The organism is Parageobacillus thermantarcticus (assembly GCF_900111865.1).
Classification (GTDB): domain Bacteria; phylum Bacillota; class Bacilli; order Bacillales; family Anoxybacillaceae; genus Parageobacillus; species Parageobacillus thermantarcticus.
This window is the reverse complement of record NZ_FOJS01000004.1, coordinates 74,654-88,387: the sequence shown is the minus strand read 5'-3', so window position 1 is coordinate 88,387 and position 13,734 is coordinate 74,654. Positions and strand designations below refer to the sequence as shown.

Here is a 13,734-nt window from a genome sequence, read left to right as displayed (position 1 = left end):
AAATATGTTCTTCATAAAGAATTAGATTGGACAAACTCATCATCTAATAGAAAAATACGTTTTTGTCCATAATAAACAATCATGTAAAATGGTATGTTATATTAGAAAAAGAGCCCGGATCTAGTTTGGCTTTCATCATACTTCGTCGGCTTTGGCGGGAAACGGAGGGATTCTTTATTCCCATAAATTTTTTGTTACAAGAAAATTTAAAATATTTTATAACGATTACATTATAAAGATATTTATCAGGGGGGATGAATGTGGAAAAGTTGGTAGAATGGCTGAACAGTATGATTTGGAGCCCGGCGCTGGTCTATCTTTGCCTGGCAACAGGTCTTTTCTATTCATTGCTCACTCGCTTTTTGCAAGTGAGACATATGAAAGAAATGATTAAACAAATGTTTCAAGGCAAAAGCTCGGAAGCAGGAATTTCTTCTTTCCAAGCTTTGTCGCTCGCATTGTCCGGGCGGGTTGGCACGGGCAACATCGCCGGTGTTGCGACCGCCATTGCGTATGGGGGACCTGGCGCCGTGTTTTGGATGTGGCTCATCGCTTTCGTGGGGGCGGGTTCAGCGTTTGTGGAAGCGGCCCTTGCACAAGTGTATAAAACGAAACAGGATGGTCAGTTTCGCGGCGGGCCGGCCTACTATATTGAAAAAGGGTTAAAAATGAAATGGTATGCGGTATTGTTTGCTATTGTTACGGTGTTGGCGACCGGTGTGCTTTTGCCGGGTGTGCAAGCCAATAGCATTGCCGCAGGCATCGAAAACGCGTTTGGCATCGACCCGGCTATAACGGGAATCGGGATTGTCGTTCTTTTAGGCGCTATTATTTTCGGTGGCGTAAAGCGGATTGCCCGTGTAGCTGAATTTATCGTTCCGTTTATGGCGCTCGGATATATTTTAGTGGCTTTGTTTATCGTATTGGCAAATATTAACGAGCTGCCTCATGTGCTTAGCTTGATTTTCCGAAGCGCTTTTGGCATGGACGCGGCGTTTGGAGGAATTGTCGGTGCCGCGATTTCGTGGGGAGTCAAGCGGGGAATTTATTCCAACGAAGCGGGACAAGGAACCGCTCCGCACGCAGCCGCCGCTGCGGAAGTATCGCATCCGGCGAAGCAAGGATTAGTCCAAGCGTTTTCCGTCTATATCGATACATGGTTCGTTTGTTCGGCGACTGCATTTATGATTTTAATTACCGGCATGTATAATGTAACGCCGGAAGGAAGGGCGCCGATTGTGCAAAAACTTGGCAATGTAGAGCCAGGGCCTATTTTTACGCAAAAAGCGGTTGAAACCGTATTTCCAGGCTTCGGTGCCCCATTTGTCGCAATTGCTTTATTCTTTTTCGCGTTTACGACCATTATGGCATATTACTACATGGCGGAAACAAATTTGGCGTATATTACGAGACGAATGAAATCGAGTTGGCTGCTATATGCGCTAAAAGCGGCGGTTTTAGTGGTAGTGTTTTACGGAAGTGTCAAAACGGCAAAACTTGCTTGGGCGCTCGGCGATATCGGCGTTGGAAGCATGGCGTGGCTGAACATTATTGCGATTCTTTTATTGACGAAGCCAGCATTAAAAGTGCTTAAAGATTATGAAGAACAGAAAAAAGCAGGGAAAGATCCAGTGTTTGATCCAGTGAAACTGGGCATTGACGATGCAGATTTTTGGGAAAAAGAATATCCAGCTTCCCGCGCGATAGCAGGCGATAAATGAAAACTAATTTGTATCTAACAAAAAAGAGTTGTCTCCTGTTGTCTCCTGCGGCTGAGACAACTCTTTTTTGCATTATGGGCGCGGCCATGAGACGATCGCTTGGAGTGTCCCGTTTACAGAAAAACGCCCAAATTGATACGGAAGAATGAGATGGTCCCCTTTCATTAGATCGTATGAACGCCCTTCTGACATTAGTTTTCCTTTTCCATCAAGAACGCTGACGATAAGGAAGTGTTTTGTTTGGTCCAAGTGGGCGGTCCCATTAATCTCCCATTTTTGTACGCCAAAGTAATCGGATTCGATAAATGTTGTAATCGTGGCGTCGCCCACTTTGATGACGTTTGGCTGAACATCCGCGTCGCGATGCGGGACGGTAATGACGTCGAGCGCTTTTTCTAAATGGAGTTCGCGTTTCTTCCCGTTGTTGTCGACGCGGTCATAGTCGTAGACGCGATAGGTCGTGTCGGAACTTTGCTGCGTTTCTAAGACGAGCGTGCCTTCACAAAGGGCGTGAATCGTGCCGCTAGGGACATAGAAAAAGTCGCCGGGCTTAATCGGAATTCTGCGCAGCAGCTTGTCCCATTGCCCGTTTTCCATCATTTCTTTCAATTCTTCTTTTGTTTTTGCGTGATGCCCGTAAACAAGCTCTGCACCTTGTTTGCAGTCGATAATATACCAACATTCCGTTTTGCCGAATTCGCCATTTTCATGCTCTTGTGCGTACGCGTCATCAGGATGCACTTGCACCGATAAATCGGCGTTCGCATCTAAAATTTTCGTCAATAGCGGAAAGCGGTCTGCTGGGAAGCGACCGAATAAGTCATGCCGTTCTTCCCAAAGTTGCCCAAGCGTCATTCCTTGAAACGGCCCGTTTTTAACCACCGTTTGTCCGTGTGGATGCGCGGAAACCGCCCAGCATTCTCCTGTATGTTCCGACGGGATGGAATAGCCGAATTCATCTGCCAATTTTGTACCGCCCCAAATTCGCTCTTGAAAAATCGGAGTGAGAAAAATTGGCTCGGTTTGCATGGGAATCACTCCTTCTGTCAAAATATACAATGCTTCTGATTTGATTATATAAGAAAGGAGAAGCGCTTGCACTTATCGTAAACGCAATTATTTGCTTGCGTTTTCATCATTGGCGGTTGCAGGAATAACAAAACAAAGAGCCGCTCCATAAGACGGCTCTTTTGTTATGATGGATCGTCACTGATTTTGTTTAAAGGCTGCTGAGCCGGCCCTTCGACGACATCGCCGTGAATGGAAAAGCGCGAGCCGTGACACGGGCAGTCCCACGTGCGGTCGCCGCTGTTCCATTCGAGCTCGCATTTCATGTGGGTGCATGTCGTATCGACGATGGACAATGTCCCATTTTCATCTTTATACGCGCCAGCACGTTTTCCGTTCACGATGACCACGGCGCCTTCGCCGTTTGCCAAGTCTTCCGGTTTGCGGACGACCACCTCTATTTTTCCTTCGACGAGATGTTTTGCGACATCGATATTTTGCGTAAGAAAATGTTTGACGCTTGGGTCGGCGTAAAACCGCGATGGCGTATATAAGTCGCGGTAGCGGTTGTCGCGCCCCATGACTAAGTCGCTAAGCAACAGTCCCGCGACTGTTCCATTCGTCATCCCCCATTTCCGATATCCTGTCGCGACATAGATATTCGGTGCGCCTGTGGTCATGTTTCCGATGTACGGTACTTTATCCAGCGTCGTTAAATCTTGCGCTGACCAGCGGTATGGGATGTCAGTGACGGTAAATAGCTGTGAGGCGAAAGTTTGCAATGCCTCGTAATGCTGCATCGTTGGAACGCCCTGTCCTGTTTTGTGGTTTTCTCCGCCGATTAAAATTAAATTTTCCCCGTTCATCGTTGTATAACGGATCGAGCGCTTTGGCTGATCTGCGCTTAAATACATGCCGCCAGGATAGGTTTCAGCAATTTTCACGCCTAATACGTAAGAGCGTTCCGCGTACATGCGCGAAAAGTAAAAACCGCCGTCGTAAAACGGAAAATGAGAGCAAATGACGACATGTTCGCATGCAACACGCTTTTTATCACGGGTGATGACCGCAAGCGCCGAACCTTGTTCAATGTCGGCGGCAGGAGTGTGTTCATAAATGCGCCCGCCGGCTTGGACGATGGCATTTATTAGTTTTACTAAATATTTCAATGGATGAAATTGCGCCTGATTTTTCATCACTACAGCGGCTTTTACAGGGATTGGAAGCGGAATCGATTCGATGAACTCCCCGTCAATGCCGAGCTTTTTATACGCTTTCCATTCGTTTATCAACTTTGTCAGCGATGAGGAAGAATCGGTGTATATATACGCGTCTTGTTCCATAAAATCGCAATCGATCGCTTCTTGTTCGGCTGTGCTTCGAATAAAGTGCAATGCTTCCATGCACGCTGAATAATACAGTTTCGCTTTTTCTTTCCCAAAGTGGCTGATCAGCTCATCATAAATGACATCATGCTGGGCGGTAATTTTTGCCGTCGTATGCCCTGTCGTTCCGTTGAGAAGACGGTCCGCTTCCAATAAAGTGACGCGCGCTCCTTTTTTGGCGAGCAAATAGGCGGTCGTGATTCCAGAGATTCCTCCGCCGATAATGGCGACATCGGTGCGGATATGTTCTGATAGTTTCGGAAACGACGGCAGCGCGACAGATGTCCGCCAATACGGTTCTAGTGATGAAGGAAGAGATGGCATCTGTACGAAAGCCTCCTTGATTGAGTGTTAATATTAGTTTTGCACGTTATTGGGCAAACTATCCGCCTGCGTTCTGACGCGCGATGAAGTCCGAGAATTTATGTAAAAGAGAACGGCCCCCAGCGGCTCTATTTTCCGAGACATAAGTTCGCTAGACTTGGGAGCCGGATTTTGCCCAAATATCAGAACATGGCTTTGACGCGCGATAAATGAAGTCGAAAATGACTTAGAAAATCTGTCTATGATAAAATAAAGAAAAAAGCAGACTTGTGGGAAACAAGCGAGAAGTGCGGCTATGCCCACAGGAGAAGGGTAGTTGATACAATGGAAATATGGCGGAATATGGAATTGTGCCTTTTGATGAGAAGGCTATGGAAAAAAGACAAATTGACGTTTTTGCATTCGTATCGTGTCACAAAAATATTGATGTCATTTGTTCGTTATGCTGAGATCGAGACGGAGAAGATAAAAAATTTAGAATTAGGTTCTCTACTTCACGATATTGGAAAAATAAAAGTGAGTGCGGCGATTTTGCAGAAAAAAGGAAAACTTCTTGAACATGAATACGAAGAAATGAAAAAACACCCGCAATTGGGCGCGGAGATTTTGGCGAAATATGCGCTTCCAGAAATGGTGGAAAAAATGGCGCTTTCTCATCATGAACGGTGGGATGGAAATGGATATCCATACGGATTGAAAGGAAAGGAAAGGAAATTCCGCTAGAAGCAAGAATATTAGCGCTTGCCGATTCGTTGGAGGCGATGACGGGGATTCGCCCGTATCGTTCTTCGCTAAGCTGGGAGGAAGCGTACGAAGAAATCATGAAAGGAAAAGGAACACAATTTGACCCCGAACTGGCGTCGCTGTTTCTCAAATGGATGGAACATGAGCAAATTCCAATCGAATACAGCTTACGGGCATTGCTAGAAAACACTATATATTAGAATAAGCAGATGTAGCGTTAGCCATCTGCTTTTTTCTTTTTTACTCTTACATGCAATAAAAATGAAAGATGGTACAATAGAAGCGAAGATCATAGCGAAGCGTTGCGATTAAACGCTAGCGACCGCTTCGTTCATTTGAGGAGCTTCTCCACTCTACATGTAAGAGTGGGGAAAATTCAAAAAATAATAGTTAAAGGAAGATCAGCAGTGAATAAATATTCAAGTTTTTACGAGGGGAATTCATCTGTGTGGCACGATAGTTCCATTTTGGAACATTACGGATTAAATGAATTAAATTTCGATTCGATTAAAAATTACCGAGAAAAGTTTGCAGCTGTCAAGCCAAATCATCCGTGGAACGGGTTGGAGACGAAAGAATTTTTATACAAAATCGGTGCATGGGGGAAACTGCGGGATAGCAGCAAAGAAGGGGTTACGTTGGCAGGATTGTTAATGTTTAGTGAGGAACGCGTTATTACAGAAGTTTTGCCACAATACTTTCTTGAATACCGTGAGAGTTTGGATGATATAGTAACGAACGATTGGATAAAGCGATTCACCTCTCAAGACGGGACATGGTCTGGCAATTTGTACGATTTTTATTTTAAAGTGATGTCACAGCTGCAGCAGCATGATATGGACCGTTCCGTGCAAACCGCGCTGCATGAGGCGCTTGTCAACGCAATTGTTCATGCCGATTATTTAGGAGAAGGCGGTATTATTGTTGAAAAAGAAAACGGTGTGTTTCGTTTTGCCAATCCCGGCTTATTTCGCATTCCGATCGATGCAGCGCTTTCAGGACATATGAGCAATCTCCGCAATCCGAATTTATTTAAAATGTTTATTTTGATCGGCCTTTGCAAGCGGGCTGGATTTGGGTTGAAGCATATTGTCGCAACATGGAGCGATCCGCAATGCAAGCAGCCTGAGTTTATCCAGCATTCAAATCCGGAGCGAACTGTTGTGATATTATATCCGTTCGATTTTCCAGATGAAACGGCTGCATCGAATAAAACAGATGTGTATCGAGATATGGAACAGCATGATGATGGAGAAATCGATCTTACGTTTATGGAAGAAAATTCGAGCTCCGTAAATAAACATCCCAACTCCTTAAATAATGAGTTTTACTTCGTAAATAACGATGAAAACTCCGTAAACAAACTTCCAAACTCCATAAATAAACCGTCAGACTCCGTTAATAGCGGAGTTGACTCCGTGAATAACGATACTAACTACGTAAATAAAAAAGCAGACTCCATAAATAAAAAAATCTACTCCGTAAATAATGAACCGTCTTTTTCTGATTCGAACAAAGAAAAAAGTGAAATCGATGAAAAATTATGGAACATTGCGGAGTTAGCGAGAAAGAAAAAACGGTTGCCTCCAAGCGTGATGGAAAATATTATTTTGCAGCTTTGTGAGCAAAGACCGCTGATGTTAAAGGAATTAGCGACTCTGCTGGAAAGAACGCCGGACGGTTTAAGGAACAACTATTTAGGAAAGTTGATAGAGGAAGGAAAAATTCGTCTGAAATATCCAGATCAGCCGAATCATCCGAAACAAGCGTATATGAAAGCGACGGAATAGAAGGCGCTATCAGGCAGCCTTCTTTTTCTGTCACATTGAATTTGCGAAGAATAGAATGATAATTTATATTCTTCAAGTTTTAAGGAAAAATAACGTTTGGATTATGGTCTGGACTCATTCGTTCGGCCGTTTCGTTATCGGGCATCGTAGCATTTCTGTCATTTGGCAGCATACGCAACCGAAAAAAAGCTGCGGTGTCGATGCAGACAATCACATGTCAACAGCTAGGCCTTCCTCCTTGTGTGAGAACCGTGAACGTGTGCGCTGAAGGCGGCAATAAAAAACACCATCCCCTAGATAGCAAGGGGATGGATGTCCCGTTTAACCGACTTGTGTTTTGTCCACGTCTTTGATATGACGCTTATGCATGCCTTTTGCGTAATAGACGACAACGAGCAAGATAAGCCAGGCTGGCCCGATGATGAGCGCGATTCGCGTATCTTTGAAGTAGCCCATTAAAATCGCGACTCCGATAAGGAAGGCGAGAGAAATGTATGAGCTGTAAGGATAAAGCGGTGTTTTATATTTTAATTGTTGTTGTTTTTCCGGGCTTAAGTTTTTGCGGAACCGCAATTGCGCCAGCAAAATAATCGCCCATGTCCAAATTGCGCCGAATGTAGCGACGCTTGTCACCCATTGGAAAACTTTTTCGGAAACGTAGTTTAAATACACGCCGACTAACATCGCTAACGCTGTGACGATAAGGGCAACGCCCGGAATTCCGCGCTTTGTCAGTTTAGCGAAGGAAGGCGGCGCTTCCTTTTGTTCGGCCAAGTTAAAGAGCATGCGGCTTGTGCTGAAAATTCCGCTGTTGCACGAAGATAAAGCGGCCGTTAAAACGACGAAGTTGATGATTCCCGCTGCGGCGTGAATGCCGATTTTTTCGAACGTTAACACAAACGGGCTTCCTTTTTCGCCGATTTCGTTCCAAGGGTAAATGGACATGATGACAAACAATGCGCCGACATAGAAAATTAAAATGCGCCAAAATACGCTATTGACTGCCTTGGTCAACGTTTTTTCCGGATTTTTCACTTCGCCGGCCGTAACGCCGAGCATTTCAATTCCTAAGTAGGCGAACATCACCATTTGCAGAGACATTAACACGCCGGTAATGCCGTTTGGGAAAAAACCGCCATGTTCCCAAAGGTTGCTAATGCCGGTGGCGACTCCGCCATTGCCGATTCCGAACAAAATCATGCCGAAGCCGACGACAATCATAAATACAATTGTAACAATTTTAATGAGGGCGAACCAAAATTCTAATTCCCCGTATGCTTTAACAGCGAGGAAATTGATCAATGTCATTAAAATTAAAGCGGCTAGCGCCCACATCCATCTTGGCGTGTCCGGAAACCAAAATTGCATATAAATGCCGACGGCCGTAATCTCCGCGATACAAGTAACGACCCATAAAAACCAATAGTTCCAACCGGTTAAATAACCGGCAAGCGGTCCTAAATAGTTGTGCGCATAGCGGCTGAATGAACCGGCCACCGGGTTTTCCACCGCCATCTCTCCGAGCGCGCGCATAATAAAGAACATGACCGCGCCGCTTATCGCGTATGCTAGCAAAATCGCTGGTCCCGCTAGTTTGATGGCGTTTGCCGAGCCGAGAAATAAGCCGACTCCGATTGCCGCGCCAAGAGACATAAGAGAAATATGTCTTTCCTCTAATTCGCGATGTAGTTGTTGCTGATGTTTGGGGGGTTGCATCGTCACTTCCTCCTATCGATCAACGGGAATGATTTATAAAAAAACGCTTACATCTAATATAATAGTACATACTATGTCAGGAATAAATGATATTTAATATTTTTACGTTATTTTGCGTTTGCTCGCATTACGGAAATTTTGTACAATGAGATTCGCTCTAGGCGCTAGGCAATATAGAAAACGAAGGTGATGACAATGAACGAGCAAGAAGCAAAAGCGTTCATTGAACAGCTGCAAAAAGAAGGGTTGTTAACGGAAGAAACGCGTCTTATTTGGGAAATGATTTTACCGGAACGGTTAAAACGAATGTATGACGTACTCCAGCAGCGGACGCGCTATGTTACGGTGTTGACGGAAGCGGTCGATGATCCGCATAACCAAGCGGCCGTATTGCGCACAGCGGAAGCGTTTGGCGTGCAGGATGTGTATGTAGTGGCAGGAAGGGCGCCGTTCCAGCCGAATCCGCTTGTGACGCGGCATGCCGATAAATGGCTGACGCTTCGGCAACAATCGGATATTGTAACGGCGATTAAAGATTTACAAGCAAAGGGCTATCGCGTTTACGCTAGCTATCTCGGCGAAGGAACGCTTCGCCTTTGCGACATTGATGTGTCGCAGCCGACGGCGCTTCTATTTGGCAACGAGCATAGCGGCGTGTCGCAAGAGGCGATTCGCGCCGCCGATGCGACGTTTATGATTCCGATGTACGGGTTTGTCCAAAGTTTTAACATATCGGTAGCGGCGGCGCTGGCGCTGTATGATGTAACCGAGAGGGCGCGCCGGCAGGCAGGCGAGCGCTATTATTTATCATTTTCAGAAAAAAAAGAGCTATATGAAAAGTGGATGTGGCAAACGTTAAATCCGCGCACTCGCGAACGGATGAAGGCGCGGCTTGGCCGTTCTTTTTAGCCTTCCCTAGTTATGGGGAAGGATTATTTTTTCTTGAAAGAGCTGTTATTGGCTAATTTTCATTTTTTAGTCATAATCGTGAATATTTATTGAAAAAATGTTGAATGGTTTGTGACAAATATGTTTCGAATTTATGAATTTTTGTTTTTGTTGGTTTCAACAATTTTTACTTTTGATATGGTAGAAATAAATGTTGTTTAAAGGAGGAAGCGTGCCGATGAAGCATGAAAAGCAGCGGGGACGGAAATGGTTTTCATTGCTTCCCCTGTCATTGTTGCTTTTCTTAAGCGGTTGTAGTGAAAAGATAGTGGTATTGAATCCGAAAGGACCTGTCGCGAAAGCGCAATACGACTTAATTATGTGGTCGATTGGCTTCATGTTATTCATTATTATTGTTGTTTTCACATTGTTTGCGGTTGTGCTCATCCGATACCGCGAAAAGCCGGAAACTGCCGATTATGAGCCACCGGATGAAGAAGGGAATAAGCTGTTGGAAATCGTATGGACAGCGATTCCGATTATTATTGTCGCTGCATTGGCAATTCCAACGGTAAAAGCGACGTTTGCGCTCGAAAAACCGCCGCGTCATGATGTCAAGCCGATAACGATTCACGTTACATCGGCAAACTGGAAATGGATTTTCAGCTATCCAGAACAAAACATTGAAACGGTGAATTATGTCAATATTCCGGAAGATGTTCCAGTGAAGTTTAAACTGACATCCGCCGGTCCGATGAACTCGTTTTGGGTGCCGGAGTTAGGCGGGCAAAAATATGCGATGGACGGTATGGAAACGCAATTAATTTTGCAAGCCGACCATCCGGGTTCTTACATGGGACGAAGCGCCAACTTCTCCGGAAGACAATTTGCCCATATGGAATTTGAGGTTGTCGCACAAAAGCAAGACGAATTCGACAAATGGGTAAAAGAAGTACAACAAACAGCGCCAAAGCTAAATAAAGAAAAATACGAGGAAATTTTAAAACCTGGGTTAGTCGGACGGATGACGTTTTCGAATACGCATCTTGAATGGATAGATCATGCGGAACAAAACAGCCATCATGCGAACGATGAAAAACATAACGATCGCCATGAAGACATGGAAAGCGATCACCATGAGCATTAATGGCGGGAAAGGAGGAACCGTAGTATGAAGTGGAGCGAATTTTTCGTCACTGGTGAACCGCTCATTTACGCGGCGGATGTCGCGATTGTGCTGACCATTATTGGCATTGTTTTTGTGTTGACGTATTTTAAAAAATGGAAATGGCTTTGGGATGAATGGTTAACGACGGTAGACCATAAAAAAATTGGGATCATGTATATTATTTGCGCCGTGCTGATGTTGTTCCGCGGCGGCGTGGACGCGCTGTTGATGCGGGCGCAGCTGACGGCTCCGAACATGAAATTTCTCGATGCGCAGCATTACAACGAAATTTTTACTACGCATGGTACGATTATGATTTTATTTATGGCGATGCCGTTTCTGATCGGATTAATGAACATTGTCGTACCGCTGCAAATCGGGGCGCGCGATGTCGCGTATCCTTATTTGAACGCGCTAAGCTTTTGGCTTTTCTTCTTCGGCGCCCTGCTGTTTAATATTTCGTTTGTCATCGGCGGTTCCCCGGATGCCGGCTGGACGGCGTATTTCCCGCTTGCCAGCAACGAATTTAGTCCGGGCGTCGGAAACAACTATTACGCGGTCGCCTTGCAAATTTCCGGGATTGGAACATTGATGACAGGAATTAACTTTTTGGTGACGATTTTAAAAATGCGGGCGCCGGGTATGACGCTGATGCGCATGCCGATGTTTACATGGACTGTTTTAATTACGTGCGTAATTATTATTTTCGCGTTTCCAGTGTTTACGGTCGCGTTGGCGTTAATGACGTTTGACCGCTTGTTTGGCACGCAATTTTTCACGATGGCAAACGGCGGTATGTCGATGCTTTGGGCGAACTTGTTCTGGATTTGGGGACATCCGGAAGTATACATCGTCATTTTGCCGTCTTTCGGGATTTTTTCCGAAATTGTCAGCACATTTGCCCGCAAACGTTTATTTGGCTATAAAGCGATGATTGGTTCGATCGTTGGTATCGCCTTTTTAAGCTTTATCGTCTGGGTGCACCACTTCTTTACGATGGGAGCTGGCCCGGCGGTGAACTCGTTCTTCTCAATTACGACGATGGCGATTGCGATTCCGACCGGAGTAAAAGTGTTCAACTGGCTATTTACGCTTCGCAAAGGGAAAATTCGTTTTACGACGGCGATGCTTTGGTCGCTGGCGTTTATTCCGAACTTCGTCATCGGCGGGGTTACTGGCGTTATGCTCGCGATGGCGGCAGCGGACTATCAATATCATAACAGTTATTTCTTAATTGGCCATTTCCATTACGTGTTAATTGCCGGAACGGTGTTTGCTTGCTTTGCTGGTGTTCATTATTGGTATCCGAAAATGTTCGGTCATCTGTTAAACGAACGTTTAGGAAAATGGGCGTTCTGGCTCTTTATGATCGGATTTAACATTTGCTTCTTCCCGATGTATTTCTTAGGGTTAATGGGAATGACGCGACGCATGTACACATACGCTGCTGGGCTTGGCTGGACGCCGCTCAACGTTGTCGCGACCATTGGCGCAGTGCTAATGGGAATCGGCTTTATCGTATTTTGCTATAACATTTATTACAGCGCGCGTTACGGCGAGCGCGACATGACCGGGGACCCGTGGGACGGCCGCACGTTAGAGTGGGCGACAGCTTCGCCGCCGGCGCATTACAATTTCCCAGTTGTGCCGGAAGTAACGGATTTGGACGCTTATTGGGCGATGAAGAAAAACGGCAATGGGTATGAGGTAAAAGAAGAACAGCTAGAACCAATTCATATGCCAAGCAACTCTGGCCGCCCGTTCTTGATTTCGATCGCGTTTTTCATCGCGGGCTTTGGCCTTGTCTTTAAATGGTTTACGCTGGCGATTATCGCTGCGATTTTCATCATTCTTGGTTTAATTCTCCGCTCGTTTGATGATGATGACGGCTATTACATTAGCGTCGACGAAATCAAGCGCACGGAACGTTTGGCACGGAAGGGGGCGTAACGGATGGCAGAAGCAGCTCACCGCTATGATGAAACGATGCCGCTCGAGTATCGGACGCAAGAAAGCCGTTTAAATATTTTAGGATTTTGGATTTTCCTTGGCGCCGAGGTCGCGTTGTTTGCGACCTTGTTCGCCACATATCTTGTATTGTTCCAGCGCACGGGAAGCGGCCCGACGGCGAAAGAGCTATTTGAAGTAAAAGACGTGCTGATCGAGACGTTGCTTCTTTTGACAAGCAGCTTTACATGTGGGCTCGCCGTTTTTGAAATGCGCCGCGGTCGCCTTAGCGGTTTATTGACATGGCTGTTGGTGACGCTCCTTTTAGGCGCAGGGTTTATTACGTTTGAAATTCGTGAATTTATTCATTACGTGCACGAAGGCGCGACGATGCAAACGAGCGCGTTTCTATCTAGTTTTTTCGTTCTTGTCGGAACGCACGGAGCGCACGTCAGCCTTGGAATTGGCTGGATGATTTTAATTATCATTCAGCTTTTGCAGCGCGGCTTGACGCCAAGAACCGCCCGCAAAGTGTTTATTGTCAGCTTGTACTGGCATTTTCTTGACGTCGTGTGGATTTTTATCTTTACATTAGTTTATTTGACTGGGATGGTGATCTAAGATGGGTGTAAACAATCACCATGAAACATTTCCTTGGAAACATATCGTCGGATTTATTTTCTCGCTTTTATTAACGTTCGCAGCGCTATGGGTCGCGCTGTCTTCCGGCTTATCGGCGGGAGCGATCATCGGGATTATCGTCATTTTGGCGGTAATTCAAGCAAGTTTGCAGCTATTTATGTTTATGCACATGACGGAAAGCGACAGCGGCAAAATTCAAACGATCAATATGGCATATAGCTTTTTTATCGCGGTCGTCGTTGTTGCCGGTTCGGTTTGGACGATGTCATTCGTGTTGTAATGCAAAACGCTGGCTCCTTTCTTATGAAGGGGAGCCAGCTTTATTATGTATTGACGGAACGTAAAGCGACATGAGAGCAAGGCATCCGTTCATCCATTTGCCGCGAAGTTACATAAACTTT

At 45.5% G+C, this 13,734-nt stretch carries 12 protein-coding genes; 9 read left to right on the top strand and 3 right to left on the bottom strand.

The window, feature by feature from the left end; genetic code table 11:
- Positions 1-260 precede the first annotated feature (260 nt).
- Positions 261-1,721 carry an alanine/glycine:cation symporter family protein gene (locus BM278_RS04510; protein ID WP_090948158.1) on the top strand — a complete coding sequence of 487 codons (1,461 nt, stop codon included), beginning with the start codon at positions 261-263 and terminating at the stop codon, positions 1,719-1,721.
- Between the two features lie 72 nt (positions 1,722-1,793).
- Here BM278_RS04510 and manA read toward each other — a convergent pair whose 3' ends face one another.
- Both manA and BM278_RS04500 read right to left on the bottom strand, forming a co-directional pair.
- Positions 1,794-2,750, bottom strand: coding sequence for a mannose-6-phosphate isomerase, class I (manA, locus tag BM278_RS04505; protein WP_090948157.1), 957 nt, complete (start codon positions 2,748-2,750; stop codon positions 1,794-1,796).
- A 164-nt stretch (positions 2,751-2,914) separates the two neighbouring features.
- On the bottom strand, positions 2,915-4,438 hold the full coding sequence (locus BM278_RS04500; RefSeq protein ID WP_090948156.1) for an FAD-dependent oxidoreductase: 1,524 nt from the start codon (positions 4,436-4,438) through the stop codon (positions 2,915-2,917).
- 324 nt (positions 4,439-4,762) lie between these two features.
- Here BM278_RS04500 and BM278_RS19150 point away from each other — a divergent pair, with 324 nt between their 5' ends.
- From BM278_RS19150 to BM278_RS04490, 3 genes are all read left to right on the top strand, one after another.
- Positions 4,763-5,161 (top strand): HD-GYP domain-containing protein, encoded by a 399-nt coding sequence (locus BM278_RS19150; protein WP_244151089.1) that lies wholly within the window; start codon positions 4,763-4,765, stop codon positions 5,159-5,161.
- 38 nt (positions 5,162-5,199) lie between these two features.
- The gene (locus BM278_RS19145) at positions 5,200-5,382 is read left to right on the top strand and encodes a hypothetical protein (RefSeq protein ID WP_244151088.1); all 183 of its coding nucleotides are present in this window, start codon (positions 5,200-5,202) and stop codon (positions 5,380-5,382) included.
- 207 nt (positions 5,383-5,589) lie between these two features.
- Entirely contained in the window at positions 5,590-6,972 is a 1,383-nt protein-coding gene (locus tag BM278_RS04490; protein ID WP_090948155.1) for an ATP-binding protein, read from the top strand.
- A gap of 321 nt (positions 6,973-7,293) precedes the next feature.
- On the opposite strand, the gene BM278_RS04485 is transcribed toward BM278_RS04490, so the two are convergent.
- Positions 7,294-8,688, bottom strand: a complete 1,395-nt coding sequence (locus BM278_RS04485) for an amino acid permease (RefSeq protein ID WP_090948154.1) — start codon at positions 8,686-8,688, stop codon at positions 7,294-7,296.
- Positions 8,689-8,883: 195 nt separating this feature from the next.
- On the opposite strand from BM278_RS04485, the gene BM278_RS04480 reads away from it, so the two are divergent.
- The 5 genes from BM278_RS04480 to qoxD all read left to right on the top strand — a co-directional run bounded on the left by BM278_RS04480 (position 8,884) and on the right by qoxD (position 13,613).
- Positions 8,884-9,597, top strand: a complete 714-nt coding sequence (locus BM278_RS04480; protein WP_090948153.1) for a TrmH family RNA methyltransferase — start codon at positions 8,884-8,886, stop codon at positions 9,595-9,597.
- 217 nt (positions 9,598-9,814) lie between these two features.
- On the top strand, positions 9,815-10,723 hold the full coding sequence (gene qoxA, locus BM278_RS04475) for a cytochrome aa3 quinol oxidase subunit II (RefSeq protein ID WP_090948152.1): 909 nt from the start codon (positions 9,815-9,817) through the stop codon (positions 10,721-10,723).
- A 24-nt stretch (positions 10,724-10,747) separates the two neighbouring features.
- Complete coding sequence (gene qoxB, locus BM278_RS04470; RefSeq protein ID WP_090948151.1) at positions 10,748-12,694, top strand: cytochrome aa3 quinol oxidase subunit I; 1,947 nt, start codon at positions 10,748-10,750, stop codon at positions 12,692-12,694.
- Between the two features lie 3 nt (positions 12,695-12,697).
- Entirely contained in the window at positions 12,698-13,312 is a 615-nt protein-coding gene (qoxC, locus tag BM278_RS04465) for a cytochrome aa3 quinol oxidase subunit III (protein WP_090948150.1), read from the top strand.
- A gap of 1 nt (position 13,313) precedes the next feature.
- A complete protein-coding gene (gene qoxD / locus BM278_RS04460; RefSeq protein ID WP_090948149.1) occupies positions 13,314-13,613 on the top strand; it encodes a cytochrome aa3 quinol oxidase subunit IV in 300 nt (99 codons plus the stop codon).
- Positions 13,614-13,734: the final 121 nt, after the last annotated feature.